Raw genomic sequence first — 22,601 nt, forward strand, 5'->3', positions numbered from 1 at the left:
GGCCCAAAAAATCCTCCTCGTGCCGAAGGCATGGGGAGGGGGACCATCCGGAGGATGGTGGAGGGGCTGCAACGGTGCGCCAAAAGCCCCTCCGTCAGCGCTGCGCGCTGCCACCTCCCCATGCCTTCGGCACGGGGAGGATATTGTTGGTGCGCCGTCCGATCACTGCCCGACGCTCGCCACCGTGATCGGTGCGTTCGGCCACTGGCCGCGGATGGCGGGCGAATACATCGCCTCGACGCGCGTCGGCGGCAGGGTGAAGCGGCCCGATCCGTTGAGCCGCACGACATATTCGACCGCGTGGGTGCCCGCGGGCATCCAGCCGAAATAGCCGCGCCAGCTGTCCTTGCCGCGTTCGACATAGCTTGGCTGCGCGCCCGATCCGCCCGCCTGCTGGCCAAGCATTTCGGACTGGCCGCCGAGGTTGCCGACGATCGTCGCGCCGGGGGCGATCGGATCGTTGATCACGACCCAGGTCCGGCCCGCGGCCGCGACGACCTCGATCCGTACCTTGATCACATCGCCGCGCGTCAGCCGGTCCTTGTTCGCCGCCTTGACGATGCTGACCGAGCGCTTGATCCGGTAACCCGCGTTGAGCGGTTCCTTCAATGGCACCGCGGCCTTGACGCTGACGGTCGCCCATGGCGTGCCGGTGCCCTCATGCTTGAGGCTCATCGTCGCAGCGTTCAGCGCGACGCGGAGCGGCGAGACCGGCTCGGCAGGAAGCGGCCAGCTTTGCGAAGCCGTGGCGCCCGCAAGGCCGATCTTGGTGAAGCCGGTGATCGCATTCGCCGGATAGAGTTCGGCGAAGCGGCGGACGGTGACCGCGCCCCACGCGTTGGCGGGGGTGGTGTCCCAATGGCCCTTGCGCTGGCGCTGTGCGACGCCGACCATCAGCTTGCCCGCGTCATCCTCCCAGCCCTTGCGGCCGAGCACGGCTTCGAGCGCCTTGATCGCCATTTCGTCGCCGCTGGTCATCATCCACCACGGTGCTTTCGCATCGTCGACGAGGTCGAGGCGCGTGCCTTCGTAGACGAGGCGTTTGCGAAGTTCGGCTTCGGCCGCGGTGCGCAGCGCGGGTGCGCCCCGCACACCCGGCGTCTTTTCGATCGCGACGAGCCAGTCGGCGAGCGTGCCCGTCGCCATGTCGACCGGCGCGACGTCGATCGCGGCGACGAGGCTCGCGCTCGAGGCATTGTTGCGCGCGAGCGCCGCCAAGGCCGCGATGCGCACGGGGCGGATGTCCCACGGGCCATAGCCCTTGCGCGTCAGACGCCCTTCGACGACCGCCTGCAGCGCCTTGACCATCTTCGCCTTGGGCGCCTCGGGGATCGCGAAGCCGTTCGCGGCGGTCACGCTCATCACATAGGCGGTGAGTTCGATCGACCCGGTGAGACGTTCGTTGGGCCAGTAGCGCAGCAGCCCGTCATCATCGAGATAGGTCGGCATCGCCCCCGCGAGCGCCTGCCAGCGTCCGACATCGCCGAGCGCGACCGCGCGCGACGTCTGCTGTTCGAAGCAGGTGTAGGGATAGGCGCTCATATAGTCGCGCACGCCGGTGAGCGGCGGCGCAAGCGTTCCCGCGAGCGCGACATCGACATAGCCACCGGGAAGCGCGCCCGCGGGGATTGCGATCGGCAGCGTCGTCGCGGGGCCGACGCGGAAGAGGCTCGCGGCCCAGGTTTCGACCGGCACCGCGGGTTCGACACTCTGTTCGAAGACGAGCCGGTCGCGCGCCGTGCCGCCCTTGGCCACTGCCTCGACCGTCCATTCGATCGGGCCCGTGGTTTCGGGCGCGGTCATCGACCAGCTGATCGGCACCGCGCCGCCCGCGGGGATGGTGACGGTGAGCGGCGGGGCGGTCGCGACGGCGGGCGACAGCGTCGGGGTCGCAGTGACCTCCATCGGCTGATCGGTGCCGTTGCGCAGCGTGAAGCGGGCATCATAGGTGTCGCCGGTGCGCACCAGTTCGGGCATGCCGGCAAAGACGCCGAGATCCTGCACGGTGCGGACGGTGGTTTCGCCGGTGCCGAAATATTGCGACCCGTCGGTCGCGATCGCGACGAGGCGGAAGCCCGAGAGATTGTCGGACAGCGGCACGTCGACCGTCGCGCGGCCCTTCGCGTCGAGCGGGACATTGCCCTTCCACAGCAGAACCGGGCGGAAGTCCTCGCGGGTCAGGCCCGAGAGATCGCCGCCACCGCCGCCGCCGGGTTCGAGCGCCTTGCGGCCATAGTGACGCTTGCCGACGACCTGCATCTGCGCGGTCGAGGTCAGAACGTCGAGCGTGCGTTCGCCCATCATCGCGTCGATGACCTGCCAGCTTTCGTTGGGGGCGAGCTGGAGCAGCGCCTCGTCGACCGCCGCGAAAGCGACGTCGGCGTTCTTCGGCGCCTTGCCGCCCGGGGTCTTGACCTCGATCGCGACTTTCGCGGTTTCGCGGACCGAATATTTCTCCTTGTCGGCCTTCACCTTGACGCCGAGCTGATGGCCTTCCCAGCCAACCTTGATGCGCGCGATGCCCATGCGGTAGCTCGGCTTGGCGAGGTCGACGAGTGCGGTCGGCGGAGCGCCTTCGCTATTCTCGATCTTGAAGCCGACCGCGCGTTTCATCTTGCGGAACCAGCTTTCCTCGCCCGTCACGCGCCCGCGCACCGCCATCACCGAGACATAGACGTCGGGGGCGTAGGTCGCGGGCAGCTTGACCTTCACGACGGGGTTGGTGCCCTTCAGCGGCACGACGAAGCTCGACAGCACGCCTTCGCGTTCGACGGTGACGAGCGCGGTCGCTTCGCGGAACGGCATGCGAACCTGGAAGCTTGCGGTATCGCCCGCGGCGTAGCGCGGCTTTTCGGCGATCACGTCCATGCGGTCGCCATTGTCGCCGCCGAACCACCAGTCGTCGTCGCCCGCGAGCCAGACCGAGCGGACCGCGCGCGCTTCGTTGCCGTCGGCATCGAGCGTCGTCGCAACGACGGTGACCTCGCCCGAGATTCCCGGCGCCATCGCGCAGCTCGCGCGGCCGAGCTTGTCGGTCGTCGCCGAGCAGGTGGCATCGAGCTTCGTCGTGCGCATCTGGTTGTCATAGGCGTAGAAGCCGCCGATCAGCCGGCGCCGCGCGGTGATGATCTCGCGGTTATAGAGCGCGACCTGCACGCGCTGGCCGCTGATCGGCTTGCCATCGAGGTTCAGCGCGATGAAATTGAGGCGGAGGTCATTGTCGCGCATCAGCCAGCCGTCGGTCTTGAGCCCGAGGCGGACGGCCGAGGGGTAGAGGGTGATGCGGCGGCTCGACGTCAGCGTCTCGCCATTCGCATCCTCATAATCCATTTCGGCGGCCATCAGCGTCGGTTCGGTGATCGGCTGGTCGACCGTGACATTGGTTGTCGCGGCGCCATTGGCGTCGAGCTTCAAGGGCACCGAGCGTGCGAGCGGCAATTCGGCCGACGGCTCGTCGCCGCTGTCGTCGAGCTGGACGACGCCTTCCTTCACCGGCTGGCCGTCGAAATCCCAATCCTTGTAATCTTCGGGCGGAGACCAGCTCGAGCGGAAATTGGTGCGCAGTTCGACCGGGATATTCGGCGCGGGGCCGCCCGAGAGATAGCCGACAAAGAGCGACAGCGGCACCGCGGCGGGGCGCACGAGTGCGGTCTTCGGGCCGGTGATCGTCGCCTTCATCGTCGGCAGGCGATATTCGTCGACCTTGACCGACTGGCCCGACCAGATCGTCTTGTCCTCACCATCCTTGTCCTTCGTCACGAAGACGAGCTCATAATCGCCCATCGGCGCCGAGGCGGGGACATTCCACACCGTCTCGCCGCTGCCGGTCGCAGCGATGGCGAAGGGCATTTCGAATTCGGTGTCCGAGCCGCGGTGGACGAGGCGGAGCTTGCCCGACAGCGCCTCTGGGGTCCGGAAGCCAAGGCCGACCGGGCGGCGGAGCAGATGCTTCATATGCACCGTCTCGCCCGCCTGCACGAGCGCGCGGTCGAAGACGGTGTGGAGGATGTCGTTCCGATCCGACCAGCCATAGGGGAGGTCGAAGTCATAGGGGCGGATGCCGTTGCCCCAGTCGGTGAGCGTGAAGCTGAAATCGTCGCCGGAGCGCGCGCTGACCATCAATGCATGGCCTTCGCTTTTCGCCATGTCGGGGGTTTCTTCGCAACTCGAATAGGTTTCGGGCTCGGGCAGCCCGCCCGCGAAGGCGAGGCGGCCGGCCTTGTCGGCGGTGCCGCGCGCGAGCAGGCGGCCGGTGCAGCTGTCGGAGACGCGGATTTCGGCGCCCGCGACGGGAAGGCCGGTGTCGAGGGCGGTTACCCACGCGAGCGAGCCCTCGCGGCCCCATTTGAAGTGGACGGCCATATTGGTGACGAGCGCCGCGGTCGCGACGTAACGCGTCGACTTGCGGCCGAGCAGCGCGGCGCCAAGCTCGGGGCTCGCGATCTCGACGACGTGAAAGCCCTTTTCGCCGAGCGGGATGCCGACGACCTCGAATTCCTTGCCGCCCGCGGCAGGCGCGAGCTGCATGTCGCGGCGTTCGCCGCCGGCGGGGGCATCCGCGAACACCGATTTGGTGCCGGTGTAATTGACCGTGACGTCCTTGCCGGCAGCGTTCTTTTCCTCGCGATAGTCGGTGTCGTCGGCGTCATCGACACGCTTCAGCCAGCGCGCGATCGCGGCATCGTCGTCGCCGACCTTGAGCGCGGTCGCGGGCATTTTGAGATTTGCCTGGACGAGCGAGCTTTCGACCCCGCGCACGGTTACCGGCAGCACGCCGCCTTCGCCGGCTTCGAGGATGCCGAATTCGGCGGCGAATTTGACGAGCGGCGGGGCGCGGTCGATGTGGAATTTCAGCGGGAAATTCGACTGGTTCTGCAGCTTGCGGCCGCTCTGGTCGGTGACGTCGGCAGGGAGCACGAGCGTCGCGTCGACATTCTGCGGCAGCGGACCGGCGAAGCGGACGCTCGTCAGCCAGGCGTCATTCTTGTCGTCGTCATCGATCTTCGGCGTCAATTTCTTGCCGTCGGCGGTGTTCAGCGTCGCGGCGAGAACGCTCTCGCGCGATACCGGCGACGCGAAGCTGAGCGTCACATCCTTGATCGGGTTGCAGCCCGCCTGCGGATTGACGCGGCTGCACGACATTTTGGCGGTGAAGGCGGGACGCACGTCATGGTCGAAGCGCTGGTCGCGGCCGGCGGTGCGGCCCGGCACGCCCGCCTGCGAAATGCGCGAATCCCAGACAAGCGCCATCTCGCGTCCCGGGGGCAGCGGGCGGCGGCATTTGACGGGGACGATGCGGTCGAGCGCGGCCTCGCGATCGGCGCCCGCGGCGGGGAAGCGCTGCGGCAGGCCGGCGTCATAGGTGAAGGACTGGCGCGACCAGTTATTGTCGCCGAGCCCGGTCAATATCTCGGTTGCGGTCTCGCGTGGCAGGACGTCGAGCGGGATTTTCTCGCCGATGCCATCGACCGCGCAATAGCCGTAGCGGCCGACCGAGGCGCGGTCGGCGGCGACATTGGTCGCGACGAGGAAGATCTGCTGTTCCTCGATATCGCCGTCCATCCCGCCCGCGAGCACGGCGCGCGCCGAGGGGCCGCCGGTGTCGAGCGCGAAGCGGCTGTTGCCCGCGACCGACACGCCGCGTGCGGTCTTGAGCCCGTCGCGCAGCTCGACATGGCAGGCGAGCCCGCCGGGAAGCGGTTTATCGAATTCGAGCACCCAGGTGCGCGTGTCGACCCAGCGGCCGGTTGCGGGCAATTTGCAATCGTTGGTCGCCGGCGCCGGCGCGCGGGGATCGCCGAGCGGGACCATGTCTTCGGAGAAGCGCAGGGTGAAGCGGGTGATCGTGCCGTCGCCGGTGCCCGAGCTGCCCGGGGTCGCGAGTGTGACCTGCGGGACGGTGTCGGCGGCGGTTGCGGCCATCGCGAGGGTGAGGGGCAGGATCAGCGCCAGTTTTGCCTTGCCGGCCAATATAGTAGCCAGCGCGCGCCATCCCTTGCCCATCGTCAACTCCCCGTTCGGTCCGAACATCTATCCTGCTGGAAACAGGGGACAGAGTCCACCCATTGCCGCATATCGCACACGGTTAGTCGCGGTCCGGGAAATTGCTGTGACCGCCGTCATAGACGGCGCCGAAAGATCAGCGCGCGAGCATCGGCCCGAGCGGCTGTCCCGCGAAGATATGGACGTGGAGGTGCGCGATCTCCTGGTGGCTGTCGAGGCCGACGTTGGCGAGCAGGCGATAGCCGGGGGCGACGAGGCCGGCGTCGCGCGCGACCTTGCCCACCGCGCGGACAAAGCCCGCGATTTCGGCGTCGCTGCCGCGCTCGGAGAAGTCGTCCCAGCTGACATATGCCCCCTTGGGGATCACGAGGATGTGCAGCGGTGCCTGTGGGTTGATGTCGTGGAAGGCGAGGGCATACTCGTCCTCATAGACCGTCTTCGATGGCAGCTCGCCGCGCAGGATGCGCGCGAAAATATTGCTGTCGTCATAGGGAAGCGTCGCGTCGATCGGCATGCGGAGTTCCTTATTGTCGGCCGGCTTTTTCGGTGTGGCCCGAGGTGCCGTGGCGGCGGTCGAGTTCGGCGGCGATCATGTCCCAGCTGAGGCCGCGCTCGGCGAGCAGGATTGAGAGGTGGAAGACGAGGTCGCTCGCCTCGCCGATCAGTTCGGGGTCGTCCTCGCTGACCGCGGCGATGACGGCTTCGACGGCTTCCTCGCCGAGTTTCTGCGCGATCTTGCTGCGGCCTTTCGCGGCGAGGCTCGCCACGTAGGAGGCTTCGGCCTCGCCCGCCGCGAGCCGGTCGTGGATGACCGCTTCCAGCCGTCCCAGCGTGTCGCCCATTGCCTTGCTCATCGCCCGATCCTTTCACGCCCGACCTTGGCAGCGTGCCTAGCCGCGCCGCGCGGCCGCGACAAGCACGCGACGCGCCAGCGAAAACTTACCGCGACGTAAACCATATCGAAACGCCTTTTCGCGTAATTTCCGCCCTGCCGGGGGGCGAGATCAACTTTATAAATCGGACGAAGATTATGAAAATGGGCACCAACCCCTCGGTGTTTCTGACTGTGACAGCCTCGGTGATCGCGCTCGCGGCTTCGCCCGCGACGGCGCAGACGAGCGGCGACGAAATTATCGTCACCGGCTCGCGCATCGCGAAGAGCGAATTCACGAGCGCCGACCCGATCCAGGTCATCGACCCTGAGAGCGCGAAACTGCAGGGGCAGGTCCAGCTTGCCGATGTGCTGCGGTCGACGCCGGCGGCGCAGGGATCGATCCAGATCACTTCGGCGATCTCGAACCGTTTCGTTGCCAATGGCGGCAACGATGTGCAGACGGTGTCGCTGCGCGGGCTTGGTGCCGAGCGGACGCTCGTGCTGATCAACGGCCGCCGCGCGGGCCCCGCCGGCATCCGCGGCGCGGTCGCGCCGTTCGACCTCAATGTCCTGCCGCTGTCGGTGGTGCGCCAGGTCGAGGTGCTCAAGACCGGCGCCTCGTCGATCTATGGCTCGGACGCGGTCGCCGGCGTGGTCAACATCCTGACCCGTAACGATCTCGACGGGTTCGAGGGCGGCGGCTTTTCGTCGATCACAGAACATGGCGGCGGCGAGAGCTATGGCGCCGATGCGAGCTTCGGCAGAAAGTTCGATCGCGGCCACATCTTTGCGACGGTCGATGTTTTCCGCCGGCAGAATCTGACGCGCCGCGATCGCGGCTTTCTCTTCTGTTCCGAAGAATATCTGAGGCGCGAGGCCGACGGCAGCCGCGCCGATATCGTCGATTTCCGCACCGGCCGCCCGGCGTGCAGCAGCACTCAGGGCAACCAGATCGCCTTCAGCGACTTTTCGGGGGTCAACCAGAATGGCGTCCCGACCTTTGGTCCCGGGCTGATCGCGCCGAACGGGCAAGCGATCCTGTCGGGCCAATATGGCAGCGAGTTCGCGGGGGTCGGCATCCCGATCAATGCGTATAACCGGATCGGGGTGTTCGGGCCCGCCAATTTCTTCGGGGTCAATTTCGACGGCCCGTCGACTGGCGCGCTCAACCAGTTCGAGCCGGTCGAGCAGGATTCGGACGTGTTTTCGGGCGTGCGCCGGATCAGCGCCTTCGTCGAGGGCGCCTATGATGTGACCGAAGGCATCACCGCCTATGGTGAATTCCTGTTCAGCAACCGCAAGTCGCATAATAATGGCTTTCAGCGGATCGAGCTCCAGCAATTCACCGGCGCGTCGATGCTGCCCCGCTTCCTGTGCAACCCGGCGGCGAACAATTGCAGCCCTAACGACAGGGGCGACCCGTTCAACGCCGAGTTCGGCGGCAACATCATCCTGCGCCCGCGCGTGCTGGTGAAGACCGAAAGCCAGGCCGACGTCGATTATTATCGCGGCGCGTTCGGTCTGCGCGGCGAGATCGGCGGCGGGTGGAAGTGGGATGTGAGCGGCCAGCACAGCCGTTCGGATGCGCGCTATACGCAGGATGTCATCTATCAGGACGCGCTCGCGTCGCAGACTTTGCGCACGCGTTCGTGCGTCGGCACCACGACGGCGATCCGCGGTGTTCCGTGCATCGATATCGACTTTACCGACCCGCGCGTGCTGCGCGGCGATTTCACGCCCGCCGAGCGCGCCTTCCTGATGGGCCGCGAGACGGGACGCACGCTGTTCAAGCAGACCTCGGCCGAGGCGTTGCTGACGGGCAAGCTGTTCAACCTGCCCGCGGGGCCGGTCGGCGCAGCGTTCGGGGCGAATATCCGCCGCGACGAAATCAACGACACGCCGGGCGAAGCGACGCTTGCGGGCAATGTCGCCAACTTCACGACCTCGGGCATCACCGCGGGGCGCACCGTGTCGAAGGAAATCTTCGGCGAGGTCGAGGTGCCTTTGCTCGAAGGCGTGCCGATGATCGAGCGGCTGACTTTGTCGGGCGCGGCGCGCTACACGCATGTCGAGGCGACGCGCCGCGACGGGGTCGAGGACAAGTTCAGCGACACGACGTGGAAGATCGGCGCCGATTGGGCGGTGACCGACTGGCTGCGCTTCCGCGGCACCTGGGGCACCTCGTTCCGCGCGCCCGCGCTGTTCGAGCTGTTCCTCAACGACCAGACCGGCTTTCTCGGCCAGCAGACGATCGATCCGTGCGTCCAGACCGCCGCGCGGCTCGCTTCGGGTGCGATCAGCCAGCGCATCTTCGACAATTGCGCTGCCGACGGCATTGCTCCCAATTTTGCCGGCGGGATCCGCCCCGCGACGATCGTATCGGGCGGTGGTATCGGCCGACTTCGCCCGGAAACCTCGACCGCCAAGACGGTGTCGGTGATTCTGACCCCCGATTTGTCGGGCGCGCTTTGGGGCGGGCTCCGCACGCGGCTTGCGGTCGATTATTTCGACATCGAAGTGAAGGACGAGATCACGTTGCTCGGCGCCGGGAATATCCTGCGCGGATGTTATGATTCCGATGTCGCCGACGAGCCGCTGTGCGGCCTGTTCACACGCGTGACTGCCGGTCCCGACGCGCGGAGCGTCGCGACGGTGACCGACCGCTATGTCAATATCAGCCGCCAGCGGAACCGCGGTGTCGACCTGTCACTCGCGGTCGATCAGGACCTCGGCAACTTGGGCTCGCTCGCGTTCCGCGCGCAGATGACCTGGCAGGTGAAGGACAAGGTTTCGCTCTTCCCCGGCACCGAGGTCGACGACAATGGCAAGATCGGCAACCCGAAGTGGGTCGGCGATTTCAACCTTGGCTGGATGAAGGATGGCTGGACGCTCTTCTACGGGCTCGATGTCACCGGCGCGGCGTCGAATGAGGAGGATCTGCTCCGTGCGCAGGGCGGCGATGCGTGCCGTACCTCGGGCTTCCGTCCGGGCGGGCGTTTCTGCCCCGACGTCAGCGTGCCCGCGACCTTTTATCACTCGCTGTCGCTGAGCCGCGATGTTGCCGAGCGATTCCGCATCACGCTGGGGGTCGCGAACCTGTTCGACACCCCGCCGCCGCGCGTGTCGACCGTCGTTACAGCGACGCCGCCGGTGATCGGGCAGGCCCCGGCATTCGGCACGCAGTACGACTATCTCGGCCGCCGTTTCTTTCTGAGCGTGCGCGGTAGCCTGTAAGCCTCTGGACAAGCCCGCGCTCCTCTGGTGAAGCGCGGGCATGTCCGAGGTCAAACTGCATCCCGACTGGCTCGCGCGCATCGGCGGCGAGTTCGAGCAGCCCTATATGGCGGCGCTCAAGGCGTTTCTTGGCGCCGAGCGTGAGAAGGGCAAGGCCATCTATCCGCGTCCGCGCGACTGGTTCGCGGCGCTCGACGCGACGCCGCCGCAGGATGTGCGCGTCGTGATTTTGGGGCAGGATCCCTATCATGGGCCGGGACAGGCGCATGGGCTGTGCTTCTCGGTTCAGCCGGGGGTGCGCACGCCGCCGAGCCTCGTCAACATCTACAAGGAAATGCAGAGCGATCTCGGCATAGCGCGTGCCGCGCACGGCTATCTCAAGCATTGGGCCGAACAGGGCGTGCTGCTGCTCAACAATTGCCTGACCGTCGAGGCAGGGATGGCGGCGTCGCATCAGGGCAAGGGGTGGGAGAAGTTCACCGACGCCGTGGTTGCCACGGTCGCCGCCGATCCGGCGCCGAAGGTTTTCATCCTGTGGGGCAGCCATGCGCAGAAGAAGGCGGCGAATGTGCAGGGGCTGGGGGCGGGCAGCCCGCACCTGATCCTGCGCGCGCCGCATCCCTCGCCTTTGTCGGCACACAACGGCTTTTTCGGGTCGCGGCCGTTCAGCCAGGCGAATGCGTTTCTGGAAGCGCATGGGCGGGGTGCGATCGACTGGCGGCTGCCCGAAACGGCGGATATCGCCGCCGAATGAGCTTGCTTGCCGACCCGCTGACTTTGTTCGTGCTCGCCATCGCGGTGATCCTGCTCGGGCTCGCCAAGGGCGGACTGTCAGGTGTCGGGGCGCTCGCGACGCCGCTCGTCGCGCTGGTGCTGCCGCCGACGATCGCCGCCGCGCTGCTGCTCCCGATATTGATCGTGCAGGACGTCGTCAGCGTCTGGTCGTTCCGCAAGACGTGGGACGGGTGGGTCATCGCATGGATGCTTCCCGGCGCCGCGGTCGGGATCGCCGCGGGCTATGCCTATGCCGAGCGCGTCGACGAGGCGAAGCTGATGGCGGCGCTCGGCGCGATCACGCTGGCGTTCGGCCTCTACCGCCTGTGGGTCGAGCGCGGCGGACGTGTTGTCGCGGCGTCGACCTCGCCGGGCTGGGTCGGCAGCCTGTTCGGGGTCGCGACGGGCTTCACCAGCCAGATCGCGCATGCGGGCGGGCCGCCGTTCCAGATGTGGGTGACGCCGCGGCGCTTGCCGCATCTCGTCTTCGTTGGCACCAGTTCGATTCTGTTCGCCGCGATCAATTGGATGAAGGTGCCCGCCTATATCGCGCTTGGCGCCTTCCCGCACGAGGTGCTCGTCGCCGCCGCGCTGCTGATGCCGCTCGCGATCGGCTCGACCCTGCTCACCGTACGCTGGCTGAAACGCATCGATGGCGCGCGTTTCTATGTCCTCATCTATCTGCTGATGGTCCTGCTCGGCGCCAAGCTGGTCTGGGACGGGCTGGCGGGATAGGGGGCGACGCGGGGCGGCAAAGGGCGTAGACTGACCGCGGCGGGCACAGGCGTCCGCCGCCTTCCAAGGTATTGACCATGGCCAAGAGCCAGAAGAAATCGAACCGCGAAACGCGCAAACCCAAGGCAGAAAAGCCCAAAAAGCCCAATGCGAGCAATCCGTCGACCAAGGTCGGCGTGGTCGCCGGGCTCGACAATATGAAGAAATAGGCGCGATGGTTCAGGCACGGTGGAATGGCGCAGTGATCGCCGACAGCGACGATACGGTCGTCGTCGAGGGCAATCATTATTTTCCGCGCGGCGCGGTCGACGCGGCGCTCTTGTCGGACAGCGCGACGACGAGCCTGTGCCCGTGGAAGGGCGTCGCACATTATCACCATGTCACGGTGGACGGACAGGTGAACGAAGACGCCGCCTGGTATTATCCCGATCCCAAGGAAGCGGCGGCGGCGATCAAGGATCGCATCGCCTTCTGGAAGGGCGTCGCGGTCGGCTGACCGCTTTCTTCCATGTCCACGCCGGTCCAAATCCTCGTCGATGCCGACGCTTGTCCGGTGAAGGACGAGATCTACCGTGTCGCGTGGCGGCATGAGGTGCCGGTGAAGGTCGTGAGCAACAGCCGGCTGCGCGTCCCCGAACATGTGTTGATCGAACGGATTACCGTGTCGGACGGTTTCGACGCCGCCGACGACTGGATCGCCGAGGCGGCGAATGCGCGGAGCGTCGTCGTCACCGCCGACATATTGCTCGCCGACCGCGCGCTGAAGGCGGGGGCGGCCGTGCTCGGGCCGAACGGAAAGCCCTTTACTCTGGCGTCGATCGGCCCCGCGATCGCGACGCGCGCGATCATGGCCGACCTGCGTTCGGGAATGGGGGACGGAATGGGCGGGCCGCCGCCCTTCTCGAAGGCCGATCGTTCGCAATTCCTGCAGGCGCTCGATAGCGCGCTGGTACGGCTCAAGCGCCAGGCGTAAGTTTCTTCCGTTTCTTTCCAATGCTTTGTGAAATTTGTTCGGCTGAGTGATGGCGATCACGGCCGGGTGATCGGCTGTGCGTCATAAGCGGGGCATCGGGGACGACCCGAGCCCAATTCGAACCAGATCAACGAATGTGAAAAGGAAGAGACGATGACCAAGAAGACGATCCTCGCCCCCGTGCTTGCCCTCACCGTTGCCCTGTCGGCGACCCCGGCGATGGCGCAGTCGGCGCAGCCCGCACAGGGCGGCATGACGGTGACGTCGAACCCGGTGCAGATCCTGATCGGCCTGCTGCTCCCCGCGGTGCAGAAGGTCCGCGAAGCCGCGGCGCGCTAAGCCCGATACCAATTTTCGTCTCCGGGCCGGCCCACCACGCCGGTCGGGAACACAGCCCTCCCGCCCCTGCGACCCAGGCGGGAGGGCTGTCTTGATTCCGGGCGGGTTGAACCCCCTGCGTATCGCGCGTAGATTTCGGCGCGAAGGGGGAAGGGGCCATGCTTTCCATATTGCCTTTGCTTCTGGCCGCTGCGGCGCCTGAAACCGCGCTGCCCGCCGAAAAAGCTGCGTCTGCCGCGCCGACGATGACGCCGGTGACGATCGAATATTATTATCGCATCCGTTGGGGCGGGATGGATGAATTCCGCGCGCTCTATGGCAGGAACCACCAACCGATCCTCGACGAGATGAAGCGGCGCGGTTTCATCACGCGGATCGAAACGGCGACGCCGTTCACCCACATGGTCGGGGCGGCGCGCTGGGATTTGCGCGTCACCATCACCTATCGCGGCGCCGAGGATGCAGTCGGCGACGGCACGGGCTATGGCGCGGCCGCCGAAGAGGTCGGCGCGCGGCTGTTTCCCGACCTTGCAAAATTCAAGGCCGAGGAGGCGAAGCGTTTCGCACTCGTCGAGGAGCATTGGGATGTGGTCGTCGATCGCAGCGAATAGCCGCGTACCGATCAATTCCCCGCGCGCCGGTGCATGACGAAGGCGAGCAGCAGCACGACCGAGATCACGCCGACCAGCATGCCCGCGGTGGTCGTGACCATCGTGATCGAACCCGCCGGATCGTTCGAATTCCACGCCCCGCTTTGCGTCCGGTCGATCATCCACCACGCGCCGGCGACGACGATGAGGTCGAGCAGGACGAGCCCGATCAGCGCGCGCGTCGATTTTTTCATGAAATTCCCCTCCCGAAATCCCGCCAGCGTTCTTCGCTGTCAGGTCATTGCCGGGCATGGTAGCTTCGGGTCTCGCGAAATTCTACAGGAGTCGGGATCATGGCGGCGCTTCCTACGATCATCCTCGTGCACGGCTTTTGGGGCGGCGCGGCGCACTGGGCAAAAGCGATCGTCGAGCTCGACAAGCTGGGGCACAAGGGCATGCGCGCGGTCGAATTGCCGCTGACTTCGCTTGCGGGCGACGCGGCGCGAACGCGGCAGATCGCGGCGCAGGTCGATGGACCGGTGCTGCTCGTGGGGCACAGCTATGGCGGCGCGGTGATCACCGAGGCGGGGACGGCGCCGAATGTCGCGGGACTCGTCTATATCGCCGCCTTCGCACCCGATGCGGGCGAAAGCCCCGGCGCGCTGACGCAGCAGCATCCGCCCGCGGGTGCGTCGAATCTGGCGCCCGACGGCGACGGCTATCTCTGGGTCAAGCCCGACAAATTTCACGAAAGCTTTTGTCAGGATGTGAGCGCCGACGAGGCGCTGGTGATGGCGGTGACGCAAAAGGCGCCGCTCGCGTCGACCTTTGGCGAGGCGATAAGCGATCCGGCGTGGCGGGTGAAACCGAGCTGGTATCAGATTTCGAGCGAAGACCGCATGATCGACCCCGCGAACCAGAAGGCGATGTCGGATCGGCTCGGCGCGCGCAAGGTGATCGCGCTCGACGCGGGGCATGCGTCGCTCGCCTCGCGGCCGGTCGAGGTCGCGGCGCTGATCGACGAGGCGGCGCGCAGCCTCTAGGTCCTGACCCTAGTTGACCCGCGCCGCGGCGAAGGGCAGCATCGGACAATGGCGCGCCAATATACGACCTTTGCCGAATTCTGGCCCTTTTACCTGCGCGAGCATAGCAAGGCGTCGACGCGCGCGCTGCATTACGTCGGGACGAGCCTCGTCGTGCTGATCGCGGTGGTCGCGGTGGTGGCGGGACGCTGGGGCTGGTTGATTGCGCTGCCGGTCGCGGGTTATTTCTTCGCGTGGGTTGCGCATTTCGGGGTCGAGAAGAACCGGCCCGCGACCTTTACCTATCCGATGTGGAGCCTCGCCGCCGATTTCAAAATGTGGGCGCTGTGGCTGAGCGGGCGGCTGGGGGCAGAACTCGACAAGGCCGGCGTCAGGCGTTGACCCTCATTTTCGTCATCCCCGCTTTCGCGGGGATGACGAAGTTAGGGGATGGGCGCCGTGCGGGAAAATCGATCAGACTGACCGAAGCCACTCTCTGGCACTTGTTGCGAATCATTCTTAACTTGGTGCTTCGTTCCGCCGGAGATGTGCCATGCCCACCGATCTGATCAAGACCTTCACCTATCTTACGATCCACCTGACGATCGGGTTCAGCGTCGCCTATGTGATGACCGGGTCGGTCGCGCTCGCGGGCGGGATCGCGATCATCGAGCCCTGTATCAATGCTGTCGCATTCTTCTTTCATGAAAAGGCGTGGAAGCGCGTGGGCGCGCGGCGTAAGCTGCTGCCCGCCTGAGAACGCGAGTCCCGGGCTACTCCCCGACCCCACCAAGGAGATACGATCATGACCGTCAATCGCGCGTCGGCCCGCTACGAAGGCTTCGGCAAGGAGGGCAAGGGATCGATCACGACCAAATCGGGCGTGCTCGATAAGCAGCCCTATGGTTTCGGGACGCGCTTCGAAGGGCAGCCCGGGACCAACCCCGAGGAGCTGATCGCCGCGGCGCATGCGGCGTGCTTCACGATGGCGCTGTCGTTCGGTCTCGCGCGCGCGGGCTATTCGGGCGACACGCTGGAGACGAGCGCGGCGGTGACGCTGGAGCAGCAGGACGGCGGCTTTACGATCACCAAATCGGCGCTGACGCTGACCGGCAAGGTGCCGGGAATCGGCGCCGAGGAATTCGCGAAGATCGCCGAAGAGGCCGAGAAGAATTGCCCGGTGTCGAAGCTGCTCAACTGCGAAATCACATTGGAGCACAATCTGGAGGCTTAAGCAGCGCGCCGCAGCAGTGCGGGCAGTTCGTCGGCCATGAAGCCGAAGCTGCCTTGCGCCGGGGGCTCCAATGTCCAGCTTTGCAGCACGCGGTGGCGGCGATGGCCGATATGGCTTTCGATGAGCACGAGGTCCTGCGGCGCCCAGTTCCACGCGATTGGGACGGGGTCGAATTCGCATGTCCCATAGCCGAGCGTGATGTGCGGGCGGAGGCCGGATTTGCGATGCATCGGCTCGATGCGCTGCGCCCCGAGGCGCGCGACAATCGCGTCATAGGTCTGGCGGATCGCGCCGGTGCTGCCTGTGGTGATCAGTTCGGCGCCCGCGCCGCGCGACACGATGCGGCCGAAGGGGATCGGGGCGGCGGCCGGGAGACCGGGGGTGAACGCCTTGGCGACCTGACCGCGCAGGAAGGGCTGCGGCTCGATCGTCTCGGCGATCGTACAGAGCGTCAGATGGTAAAGCTGGGGCTTCAGCCCCGCAAACAGATCGCCCGAAACGGGCGGCAATTGGCGCGCGAGCCAGCCGGCGCGGTCGGCACTTACCTGAAAACCCAGGAAATAGCGGAACATCGGGTCCATCGTCCATTCCTCCGAATCGGATCAATGTTCCTATTATGTTCTCATCGAGAGTGAGAGTCGAATCCTTCTCGCTATTCGCGCTCGATCGCCATTCGCGTCACATGGATATAGGTCGCCTGCCAGCTGTCGCCGTGGCGCTTGAAAATATCGGTGAAGCGGATGCGGACGCGAAAGGGTTTGCCCGCCGAGCGGCCCGACAGGATCGTCTCGGCGCTCGCGAGACCCGCCTCTTCGCCGAGCGACAGGATCACGCGATCGCTGAGCGTGACGGGGTCATAATCATCGTCGGCGCCGGTCCAGCCGTCGATGAAAAACGCCTTTCCATACCGTTTCCCACTGCCGTCGATAAAGACGAGATCGTCGGCGACCATGCGTTCGAGCGCGGCACGATCCTGCGCGATCTGCGCCGCGTCGAAGGCGTCGGCAAAGGCGTGCAGGTCCGTGGCAGCATCGCGTGCCTGGGCCGGGGTCAGGATCAGCATCGAGGCGATGGCGACCGCGCAAGTTTTTCGCATGTTAGAACCCTTGTTGCGGCCGGCCGGCCGGCACGCCCTGACCTGTCGTCATTCCTTCGTGTTGGGAGGCGGGGTTTTGCCGCCATCCGTACGCTCCATCTCCCGTTCCATGACACGGCCAATTTCGGAGCGCTGCGACGGGGCGTAGAGATTGCTGGGGCTGGAATAAAGCCCCTTCAGAAAGCTGAAATCCCATTGGGTCAGCGTGACCGGCACTTCGCTGTCGGCCGCGGCGTCGAGCACCCGCAGGATCGTCGAAGGCGCCGACGCGTCGATCCGCGCCGGGTCGATCCGTGCCAAAGCGCGCATCGCCGCATAATCGGCGAGTTGGGTGGTCGAGAGTCCCTCGATCGCCTTGCTCTCGACGACCACGATCGCGGCCATGAACGCGGGCCGGGCCGGCGGGGTGATGCGTGATTGCGCCCGCGTCGAACGATTGATCGGGGTGCCTGCTTCGTTGAATATCGGCCTGCCGTCGCCGTTCACCATTGCCTGAATCTGCCATGCCGTCGCCGGGCCTGGCTGGGCCAAAATGCGCCTGACCTCGGCAGGGGATCGGTCGCCGAACATATAATAGCGTTTTTTGCCCAGCGCTTCCAGGAAGGCGGCTTTGTCCGGCGTGACCATGACCACCAGATTGGGTTTGCAGTTCGCCTTTGCCACTTTGAGTCCGACGCCTGCGACCACGGTCCGGATGCGTGCATCGACGGCTGCGCGTTGGGCGTCGGGCATCCCGAAGGCGCCGGGGCATACCGCCTTTTCGAACCGTGCGATCTGGCCACGCGGCGACGCCTGGGTCAGCGCGCCGACGAAGCTTTCAATCTGTTTCTCGACACCGGTGACGACGATCGGTGCATCGCCCTGCGCAGCGGCGGGAACGGCGACAAGAGCCGCGGCGAGAAGCATGAAGCGCATGGGCGTCTCCTCCGGCATGGTCGGCTGGCGGCGTCGAGCGCCGCCAGCCGACCATGACCAAAATCTTTTCGGCCGTCGCCGGCGCTTCGACAAGGTGCGGGCGCTTGGCGACGAGCGGGCGGACGGCTGGGCGCTATTGCGCCGGACGGCAGTCCTTCAACCAGATGACATGCTTATATTCGTCGAAATCCTCAACAGTGCCGGTCAGTTTGATGCTCTTGTTCGGCTTGAGCTGGAGCGAAAAAGCGGCCTGTCCCGGTGCCATGTAACAAACGATGTCGGTCTTGAACGGCGCCTGGTTCGGCAGCCGGATCGCCTGTTCATAGGGCTGGGGAATCTTGTAGCCGACGCGGAAATCCTTGCCGTCCTTGGTCACATAATCGACGAGCCCGTCGATAGTGAACTGCTTGCCCTTGTAGCGGGTGAGGATGCCCGCCGAATTGCGTTCGGTGTCTTTCGACACCTGCTGCGAGAAGCTCAGCGAGTTCATCTTCACCGGCGCGGCGGCGACGGTTGTCGCGGTCGCGCCCTTCTTGGCGGCGGCGGCGCCGGCCTTGCCGCCCTTTATCTGGTTCAGGATGCCGCACATTTCAGCCTTCGCCGCATCGCTGCCGACCGACTGGCCCGCGCGCAATTTCGCCTCCATCACCACCGTTCCGATTCCGCCCGTCTGCGTCGCGGTGATCTGGATCGGGAAGGCGCGCACGGTCCCCGTCATCGGCTGTTCGATCAGCATCGATCCATATTCGGCCTCGTCGGCCATGATGTCATAACCCTTGGCGGCGACGAGCCCGCGCATCTGGCCGATCGCGACCGCGGGGGGCAGGTCGGCAACGGTCACCGCGGCGGTGAAGCGCAGCGCAGTAATCGGATTGCCCTTTTTGACGAAGGCTTCCTCGCAGGTCGCGGCGTTGGCGGTGCCGGTGGTGAGGAGAATGGCGGCCGGCGCAATGGCGATCGCGAGGCGGGAATAAGTCGTGGTGCGCATGAGTGGCTCCCTGAGATGTTCATGTTATGCGACTTATGTTGTGAGATGCATCTGCCGCAGTGCGTGGCCGCCTGCAATGGCTAAGTTCCCAATATGATGGCGCTTTGGAACGTCGGCGGGTTTCTTCGCCGGCCGGCTTGACCTCAACTGGGCTTCAGCTTTCATAACGCTGGACAGTTGATTCGCGAATGGAGCTTTGTTCATGCTGCACTATCCCGCCGCCACGCCTGCCGACCCCGTCGATAGCGATACCGCCGCACCCGCTGCGGCTTTCCTGCCGCGTTATCTGGCGCGGATCGGCTATACCGGGCCGGTCGCGCCGACGCTCGATGTGCTCGCCGCACTGCAGGCCGCGCATATCGCCGCCATTCCCTTTGAGGCGATCGACGCGCTGACCGGCGCGGGGATCGATATCGGGGCCGACGCGATCGACGCCAAGCTGATCGGCCAGCGGCGCGGCGGCTATTGCTTCGAACAGAATGCGCTGTTTCTCCGCGCGCTGCTGGCGATCGGGTTAGACGCCGAGGGGCTGCTCGGCCGGGTGCGCTGGATGCTGCCCGACGATGCCCCGCCGACCCCGCGCACGCATATGGTGGTGCGGGTGAAGCTGGGTGGGCGGCCCTGGCTCGTCGACGCCGGCTTCGGCGCGGCGGTCCCGCCCGCCCCGCTCGCGATGGACAGCGAGGAGCCCCAGCCGACGCGGCACGAGAGCTATCGTGTCGTGCGGCATGGCGACGTGTGGCAGGTCGCGGCGCTGATCGAGGGTGAGTGGCGGACGCTGTACCGGCTCGACCATGTCTCGCCGCCGGCGATCGATTATGAAATCGGCAACTGGTACACCTCGGCGCATCCGGACTCGCATTTCCGGCACCAGCTGATCGCCGCGCGCACGACCGCCGACGCGCGTTATGGTCTGCGCGACAACCGGCTGACGACGCGGCTGACCGACGGGCGGCTCGACCGGCGCTACCTGACCGCCGACGAGATCGAGCGGACGCTGGCGGAGATTTTCCTGCTGCCGGTGCGGGCGCACTGGCGCGCGGCGATTGAGCGCGCTGCGACGGCGGAGATCGCCGGCTAGGCCCGCGCGGCTTGACTCGCCGCGGCTATCGCGTTCTTTTGACGGCGAAACAAGGGAGCGCGATTCCATGGCCGATAAAGCACCCGTGCTGCTGTCCGGCGGCAATCCGCAGATCGCCAAAGGCTATGGCGACGCGCCGGTGCAAGCCTATATCGCCGCGATGCCGGGGTGGAAGTCGCCCGTCTGGCGCCGGCTCGACAAGCTGATCGAGAAGAGCATTCCGGGGGTTGCGAAGGCGGTCAAATGGAACTCGCCTTTCTATGGTCCGCCGGGGCAGGGCGACGAGCCGACGCACTGGTTCCTGAGCATCCATTGCTTCGACAAATATATCAAGGTCGCCTTCTTTCGCGGCCAGTCGCTCGATCCGGTGCCGCCGGTCGCGTCGAAGAGCGGCGACACGCGCTATTTCCATATCCATGAAGACGAGCCGGTCGACGAGGCGGCATTCGCCGACTGGGTGAAACAGGCGGCGGCGCTGCCGGGCGAGAAGATGTGAGGAGAAGGGCATGGCGGCGGATCTGATCGATGCGAAGATCGCGGGGCTCGGCGATTGGCGCGGAGCGACGCTGACGAAGCTGCGCGCGCTGATCCATGCCGCCGACCCCGACGTCGAGGAGACGGTGAAGTGGCAGAAGCCGTCGAACCCGTCGGGCGTCCCGGTGTGGGAGCATGCGGGCATCCTGTGCACGGGCGAGACGTATAAGGACAAGGTCAAGCTGACCTTTGCCAAGGGCGCAGCGCTTGCCGATCCGAAGGGGCTGTTCAATTCGAGCCTCGACGGCAATACGCGGCGTGCGATCGATTTGTTCGAGGGCGACAGCGTCGATGAGGCGGCGTTCAAGGCGCTGGTTCGCGCCGCGGTCGAGGCGAATCTCGAGAAGCCGGCGAAAGCGAAAAAGTAGCGCGAAACAGGGGCGGCATCGGCCTGCCGCATCTCGCGCCGTCGGCTGCCGGTCGTGTCGCGGCAATGATCGCCGGCTAGGCCGCCCTGCAGAATCCGGGTTCGCCATCGGGCAAGGGCCAGCGGCCGTGCACGATATGGCGCGCCTCGCCGGTCACGCTTTCGACAAGCAGCATCTCCGCGGCGGTCCATTCGACCGGATCAATCGCTTCGGCGCCAAGCCCGTCGCCGCGATAGTTGATCGTGACGTGAAGCTCTGGCGGCAGGTTGAACCATTTGAAATCATGCCGATGCAAATATTCGGCAAGCTGCCGCTGGAATTCCCACGCGGCCGTAAGCGGTGTGGAACTTCGCAGCATCGTCGCCTTGCGGCATTCGATCCGGTCGAACCGCACAGGGAAGGCGCCGGCGCCGAAATCGTCCAGGCCGCGGATCACCAGTTCGAGGAAGCCGGCGGGGGCTTCGGCCAGATCGACGAATGTCGCGAGCGTCATATGCAGCAGATCGACCCCGCGGCGCCGGTCGTTTCGAGGCAGGGCATCGATGCGCGCTGCGATGTCGGCCGGCGGCTTGACCATCAGATAGAGGGGACGTCGTGCGAAAATCCTGCGTGGCATGATCAGTTCCTCTTAATGTCGAATCGACAGAGTGGAGAAAGATCATGCCATTAGAACAAATAGCGAACAAATTCCAGTGCGGTCGGGCGGCACGCGGTTGAAGGTTCGCGCCGGGCGGCGCGGGTCGGGCGCGACCTTCACTTCGCGGGTTCACGCGGCTTCATGTGCCACATCGCATTGACGATGACCCATCGCTCGCCGAACTTGCCCATGTGGAAATAGTCGACGAACCACGGGGTTTCGACGCGCACCGCGGCGGCGTTGCCCGCGACGTCGAGGATCCTGCACGCGCGGTCCCACTCGGCGCGCGGGGTCTTGAGTGCGCCACCTTTGGTAAGGTCGACGAGTTCCTCGCGGCTCATGCGCTGGAGGCCGAGCCGTTCGTCGGGCGTGTCGCCGAGCACGCGGCGCTTAGCGAGGTCGGGGTGGAGCGCGCGCTTGACGCGCTCGGGATCGCCCTCGAGCTGGCCGTCGACATAGTCGAAACACGTCGCCTCGATCGCCGCGAGGTCGGCGGGGGATGCGGTGGGTACGGGCGTTGCGGTCGCGGCGGCGAGGGTGAGCAGGGTCGTCAGCATGGCGGCTCCCGATTTGGAAATGGGACGCTCAGCCTAGCGCGCCTGCTGCGCCTGTCACCCTCCTTCGCGTCAGCCGTCGCGGTTAGCGGCAGCGCACATTGTCGCGGTCGATCGCGGTGCCGACCGCCGCGCCGCCGACCGCGCCAAGGATCGTGCCGAGCGTTTCGGAGCGGCCCGGTGCGATGACGTTGCCGATCACCGCGCCGGCAATGCCGCCGACGATGAGCCCGGTCGAACCGTCGTTGCGGCGGCAATAATATTTGTCGTCGCGGCCGCGATAGACGCGGTCGTTGTTCGACAGGCGGCGTTCGCGATAGCGGCGATCGGTGCGATAATATTGGTCGGCATAATAGCCGCCGTGGCGCGGGTCGGGGCGGTCGTAATCATAGCGGCCATACTGGTCGTAATAGGCGCGGTCGTAATAGCCGTAACCGCCGTCGTCGTAATTCGAGGCGTAACCGTCGCCGGTGGTGGCACAGCCCGCCAGCGCGGTCGCGGCGGCGAGGGGCAGGATCATCAGCTTGTTCATCGACATCACTCCATCAAGGTCGCGTGCCGGGCCAAGCGGGCGGGGCATGCTTTGCCCCTCTGCCGGGATAAACCCTCAGGAGGGGGGGTGGGTTCCGCCCATCCTTCCGCTCAGGGCG

The 22,601-nt window shown here is 66.0% G+C and carries 26 protein-coding genes; 15 read left to right on the forward strand and 11 right to left on the reverse strand.

All coding sequences use genetic code 11. The features are described from left to right. Nucleotides 1-162: 162 nt before the first annotated feature. The 3 genes from ATE70_RS08195 to ATE70_RS08205 form a co-directional block, all read right to left on the reverse strand. Complete coding sequence (locus tag ATE70_RS08195; protein ID WP_082639493.1) at nt 163-6,003, reverse strand: alpha-2-macroglobulin family protein; 5,841 nt, start codon at nt 6,001-6,003, stop codon at nt 163-165. A 136-nt stretch (nt 6,004-6,139) separates the two neighbouring features. Continuing rightward, complete coding sequence (locus ATE70_RS08200; RefSeq protein WP_058537464.1) at nt 6,140-6,517, reverse strand: histidine triad nucleotide-binding protein; 378 nt, start codon at nt 6,515-6,517, stop codon at nt 6,140-6,142. Nucleotides 6,518-6,527: 10 nt separating this feature from the next. Further along, on the reverse strand, nt 6,528-6,857 hold the full coding sequence (locus ATE70_RS08205) for a phosphoribosyl-ATP diphosphatase (protein ID WP_082639495.1): 330 nt from the start codon (nt 6,855-6,857) through the stop codon (nt 6,528-6,530). 176 nt (nt 6,858-7,033) lie between these two features. On the opposite strand from ATE70_RS08205, the gene ATE70_RS08210 reads away from it, so the two are divergent. The 8 genes from ATE70_RS08210 (at nt 7,034) to ATE70_RS08240 (ending at nt 13,543) form a co-directional block, all read left to right on the forward strand. Then, nucleotides 7,034-10,111 carry a TonB-dependent receptor plug domain-containing protein gene (locus tag ATE70_RS08210; RefSeq protein ID WP_058537465.1) on the forward strand — a complete coding sequence of 1,026 codons (3,078 nt, stop codon included), beginning with the start codon at nt 7,034-7,036 and terminating at the stop codon, nt 10,109-10,111. Between the two features lie 40 nt (nt 10,112-10,151). Then, a complete protein-coding gene (gene ung, locus ATE70_RS08215) occupies nt 10,152-10,865 on the forward strand; it encodes a uracil-DNA glycosylase (RefSeq protein WP_058537466.1) in 714 nt (237 codons plus the stop codon). Continuing rightward, nucleotides 10,862-11,620, forward strand: a complete 759-nt coding sequence (locus tag ATE70_RS08220) for a sulfite exporter TauE/SafE family protein (RefSeq protein ID WP_058537467.1) — start codon at nt 10,862-10,864, stop codon at nt 11,618-11,620. Before ung ends, ATE70_RS08220 begins: the two co-directional genes overlap by 4 nt. Before the next feature lie 77 nt (nt 11,621-11,697). Beyond that, nucleotides 11,698-11,829 (forward strand): hypothetical protein, encoded by a 132-nt coding sequence (locus ATE70_RS25640; RefSeq protein WP_268801259.1) that lies wholly within the window; start codon nt 11,698-11,700, stop codon nt 11,827-11,829. A 5-nt stretch (nt 11,830-11,834) separates the two neighbouring features. Further along, entirely contained in the window at nt 11,835-12,116 is a 282-nt protein-coding gene (locus ATE70_RS08225) for a DUF427 domain-containing protein (protein ID WP_058537468.1), read from the forward strand. Nucleotides 12,117-12,128: 12 nt separating this feature from the next. Next, nucleotides 12,129-12,593, forward strand: coding sequence for a YaiI/YqxD family protein (locus ATE70_RS08230; protein ID WP_058537469.1), 465 nt, complete (start codon nt 12,129-12,131; stop codon nt 12,591-12,593). A 153-nt stretch (nt 12,594-12,746) separates the two neighbouring features. After that, a complete protein-coding gene (locus tag ATE70_RS08235; RefSeq protein ID WP_058537470.1) occupies nt 12,747-12,932 on the forward strand; it encodes a hypothetical protein in 186 nt (61 codons plus the stop codon). A 158-nt stretch (nt 12,933-13,090) separates the two neighbouring features. After that, nucleotides 13,091-13,543, forward strand: a complete 453-nt coding sequence (locus ATE70_RS08240) for a hypothetical protein (protein WP_058537471.1) — start codon at nt 13,091-13,093, stop codon at nt 13,541-13,543. An 11-nt stretch (nt 13,544-13,554) separates the two neighbouring features. On the opposite strand, the gene ATE70_RS08245 is transcribed toward ATE70_RS08240, so the two are convergent. Further along, nucleotides 13,555-13,776, reverse strand: coding sequence for a hypothetical protein (locus tag ATE70_RS08245; RefSeq protein ID WP_058537472.1), 222 nt, complete (start codon nt 13,774-13,776; stop codon nt 13,555-13,557). Between the two features lie 99 nt (nt 13,777-13,875). Between ATE70_RS08245 and ATE70_RS08250 the strand changes: the two genes are divergently transcribed. The 4 genes from ATE70_RS08250 to ATE70_RS08265 all read left to right on the forward strand — a co-directional run bounded on the left by ATE70_RS08250 (nt 13,876) and on the right by ATE70_RS08265 (nt 15,778). Then, nucleotides 13,876-14,565, forward strand: a complete 690-nt coding sequence (locus tag ATE70_RS08250; protein ID WP_058537473.1) for an alpha/beta hydrolase — start codon at nt 13,876-13,878, stop codon at nt 14,563-14,565. A 48-nt stretch (nt 14,566-14,613) separates the two neighbouring features. Beyond that, the gene (locus tag ATE70_RS08255) at nt 14,614-14,946 is read left to right on the forward strand and encodes a DUF962 domain-containing protein (protein WP_058537474.1); all 333 of its coding nucleotides are present in this window, start codon (nt 14,614-14,616) and stop codon (nt 14,944-14,946) included. A 151-nt stretch (nt 14,947-15,097) separates the two neighbouring features. Beyond that, on the forward strand, nt 15,098-15,301 hold the full coding sequence (locus ATE70_RS08260) for a DUF2061 domain-containing protein (RefSeq protein WP_037514146.1): 204 nt from the start codon (nt 15,098-15,100) through the stop codon (nt 15,299-15,301). A gap of 48 nt (nt 15,302-15,349) precedes the next feature. Further along, nucleotides 15,350-15,778, forward strand: a complete 429-nt coding sequence (locus ATE70_RS08265; protein WP_058537475.1) for an OsmC family protein — start codon at nt 15,350-15,352, stop codon at nt 15,776-15,778. Here ATE70_RS08265 and ATE70_RS08270 read toward each other — a convergent pair. The 4 genes from ATE70_RS08270 to ATE70_RS08285 all read right to left on the reverse strand — a co-directional run bounded on the left by ATE70_RS08270 (nt 15,775) and on the right by ATE70_RS08285 (nt 18,777). After that, complete coding sequence (locus ATE70_RS08270; protein ID WP_058537476.1) at nt 15,775-16,359, reverse strand: hypothetical protein; 585 nt, start codon at nt 16,357-16,359, stop codon at nt 15,775-15,777. The two genes, ATE70_RS08265 and ATE70_RS08270, sit on opposite strands and share 4 nt — an antisense overlap. Before the next feature lie 71 nt (nt 16,360-16,430). Then, nucleotides 16,431-16,874, reverse strand: a complete 444-nt coding sequence (locus ATE70_RS08275; RefSeq protein WP_058800980.1) for a nuclear transport factor 2 family protein — start codon at nt 16,872-16,874, stop codon at nt 16,431-16,433. Nucleotides 16,875-16,922: 48 nt separating this feature from the next. Then, entirely contained in the window at nt 16,923-17,882 is a 960-nt protein-coding gene (locus ATE70_RS08280) for a hypothetical protein (RefSeq protein ID WP_156419726.1), read from the reverse strand. A gap of 40 nt (nt 17,883-17,922) precedes the next feature. Next, complete coding sequence (locus tag ATE70_RS08285; RefSeq protein WP_058537479.1) at nt 17,923-18,777, reverse strand: hypothetical protein; 855 nt, start codon at nt 18,775-18,777, stop codon at nt 17,923-17,925. A 202-nt stretch (nt 18,778-18,979) separates the two neighbouring features. Between ATE70_RS08285 and ATE70_RS08290 the strand changes: the two genes are divergently transcribed. The 3 genes from ATE70_RS08290 (at nt 18,980) to ATE70_RS08300 (ending at nt 20,760) form a co-directional block, all read left to right on the forward strand. Next, entirely contained in the window at nt 18,980-19,858 is an 879-nt protein-coding gene (locus ATE70_RS08290; protein WP_058537809.1) for an arylamine N-acetyltransferase family protein, read from the forward strand. 67 nt (nt 19,859-19,925) lie between these two features. Further along, the gene (locus ATE70_RS08295) at nt 19,926-20,354 is read left to right on the forward strand and encodes a DUF1801 domain-containing protein (protein ID WP_058537480.1); all 429 of its coding nucleotides are present in this window, start codon (nt 19,926-19,928) and stop codon (nt 20,352-20,354) included. A gap of 10 nt (nt 20,355-20,364) precedes the next feature. After that, nucleotides 20,365-20,760 (forward strand): DUF1801 domain-containing protein, encoded by a 396-nt coding sequence (locus ATE70_RS08300; protein ID WP_058537481.1) that lies wholly within the window; start codon nt 20,365-20,367, stop codon nt 20,758-20,760. 76 nt (nt 20,761-20,836) lie between these two features. Here ATE70_RS08300 and ATE70_RS08305 read toward each other — a convergent pair whose 3' ends face one another. From ATE70_RS08305 to ATE70_RS08315, 3 genes are all read right to left on the reverse strand, one after another. Then, nucleotides 20,837-21,376, reverse strand: coding sequence for a 2'-5' RNA ligase family protein (locus tag ATE70_RS08305; RefSeq protein WP_058537482.1), 540 nt, complete (start codon nt 21,374-21,376; stop codon nt 20,837-20,839). A 137-nt stretch (nt 21,377-21,513) separates the two neighbouring features. Further along, complete coding sequence (locus ATE70_RS08310; RefSeq protein ID WP_156419725.1) at nt 21,514-21,954, reverse strand: nuclear transport factor 2 family protein; 441 nt, start codon at nt 21,952-21,954, stop codon at nt 21,514-21,516. Between the two features lie 82 nt (nt 21,955-22,036). Further along, on the reverse strand, nt 22,037-22,483 hold the full coding sequence (locus ATE70_RS08315) for a glycine zipper 2TM domain-containing protein (RefSeq protein ID WP_058537811.1): 447 nt from the start codon (nt 22,481-22,483) through the stop codon (nt 22,037-22,039). Nucleotides 22,484-22,601: the final 118 nt, after the last annotated feature.

Origin of the sequence: Sphingopyxis sp. H053 (assembly GCF_001468225.1) — a bacterium.
In the GTDB taxonomy this organism is placed as follows: Bacteria; Pseudomonadota; Alphaproteobacteria; order Sphingomonadales; family Sphingomonadaceae; genus Sphingopyxis.

What these genes read in the sequence shown, in the direction of transcription:
- ATE70_RS08245 (WP_058537472.1), bottom strand. Translation starts at nt 13,776, where the DNA reads ATGAAAAAATCGACGCGCGCGCTGATCGGGCTCGTCCTGCTCGACCTC.
- ATE70_RS08270 (WP_058537476.1), bottom strand. Translation starts at nt 16,359, where the DNA reads ATGGACCCGATGTTCCGCTATTTCCTGGGTTTTCAGGTAAGTGCCGAC.
- ATE70_RS08260 (WP_037514146.1), top strand. Translation starts at nt 15,098, where the DNA reads ATGCCCACCGATCTGATCAAGACCTTCACCTATCTTACGATCCACCTG.
- ATE70_RS08225 (WP_058537468.1), top strand. Translation starts at nt 11,835, where the DNA reads ATGGTTCAGGCACGGTGGAATGGCGCAGTGATCGCCGACAGCGACGAT.
- ATE70_RS08305 (WP_058537482.1), bottom strand. Translation starts at nt 21,376, where the DNA reads ATGCCACGCAGGATTTTCGCACGACGTCCCCTCTATCTGATGGTCAAG.
- ATE70_RS08290 (WP_058537809.1), top strand. Translation starts at nt 18,980, where the DNA reads ATGCTGCACTATCCCGCCGCCACGCCTGCCGACCCCGTCGATAGCGAT.
- ung (WP_058537466.1), top strand. Translation starts at nt 10,152, where the DNA reads ATGTCCGAGGTCAAACTGCATCCCGACTGGCTCGCGCGCATCGGCGGC.
- ATE70_RS08265 (WP_058537475.1), top strand. Translation starts at nt 15,350, where the DNA reads ATGACCGTCAATCGCGCGTCGGCCCGCTACGAAGGCTTCGGCAAGGAG.
- ATE70_RS08195 (WP_082639493.1), bottom strand. Translation starts at nt 6,003, where the DNA reads ATGGGCAAGGGATGGCGCGCGCTGGCTACTATATTGGCCGGCAAGGCA.
- ATE70_RS08220 (WP_058537467.1), top strand. Translation starts at nt 10,862, where the DNA reads ATGAGCTTGCTTGCCGACCCGCTGACTTTGTTCGTGCTCGCCATCGCG.
- ATE70_RS08295 (WP_058537480.1), top strand. Translation starts at nt 19,926, where the DNA reads ATGGCCGATAAAGCACCCGTGCTGCTGTCCGGCGGCAATCCGCAGATC.
- ATE70_RS08285 (WP_058537479.1), bottom strand. Translation starts at nt 18,777, where the DNA reads ATGCGCACCACGACTTATTCCCGCCTCGCGATCGCCATTGCGCCGGCC.
- ATE70_RS08200 (WP_058537464.1), bottom strand. Translation starts at nt 6,517, where the DNA reads ATGCCGATCGACGCGACGCTTCCCTATGACGACAGCAATATTTTCGCG.
- ATE70_RS08205 (WP_082639495.1), bottom strand. Translation starts at nt 6,857, where the DNA reads ATGAGCAAGGCAATGGGCGACACGCTGGGACGGCTGGAAGCGGTCATC.
- ATE70_RS08235 (WP_058537470.1), top strand. Translation starts at nt 12,747, where the DNA reads ATGACCAAGAAGACGATCCTCGCCCCCGTGCTTGCCCTCACCGTTGCC.
- ATE70_RS25640 (WP_268801259.1), top strand. Translation starts at nt 11,698, where the DNA reads ATGGCCAAGAGCCAGAAGAAATCGAACCGCGAAACGCGCAAACCCAAG.
- ATE70_RS08275 (WP_058800980.1), bottom strand. Translation starts at nt 16,874, where the DNA reads ATGCGAAAAACTTGCGCGGTCGCCATCGCCTCGATGCTGATCCTGACC.
- ATE70_RS08300 (WP_058537481.1), top strand. Translation starts at nt 20,365, where the DNA reads ATGGCGGCGGATCTGATCGATGCGAAGATCGCGGGGCTCGGCGATTGG.
- ATE70_RS08250 (WP_058537473.1), top strand. Translation starts at nt 13,876, where the DNA reads ATGGCGGCGCTTCCTACGATCATCCTCGTGCACGGCTTTTGGGGCGGC.
- ATE70_RS08210 (WP_058537465.1), top strand. Translation starts at nt 7,034, where the DNA reads ATGAAAATGGGCACCAACCCCTCGGTGTTTCTGACTGTGACAGCCTCG.
- ATE70_RS08230 (WP_058537469.1), top strand. Translation starts at nt 12,129, where the DNA reads ATGTCCACGCCGGTCCAAATCCTCGTCGATGCCGACGCTTGTCCGGTG.
- ATE70_RS08240 (WP_058537471.1), top strand. Translation starts at nt 13,091, where the DNA reads ATGCTTTCCATATTGCCTTTGCTTCTGGCCGCTGCGGCGCCTGAAACC.
- ATE70_RS08315 (WP_058537811.1), bottom strand. Translation starts at nt 22,483, where the DNA reads ATGAACAAGCTGATGATCCTGCCCCTCGCCGCCGCGACCGCGCTGGCG.
- ATE70_RS08255 (WP_058537474.1), top strand. Translation starts at nt 14,614, where the DNA reads ATGGCGCGCCAATATACGACCTTTGCCGAATTCTGGCCCTTTTACCTG.
- ATE70_RS08310 (WP_156419725.1), bottom strand. Translation starts at nt 21,954, where the DNA reads ATGCTGACGACCCTGCTCACCCTCGCCGCCGCGACCGCAACGCCCGTA.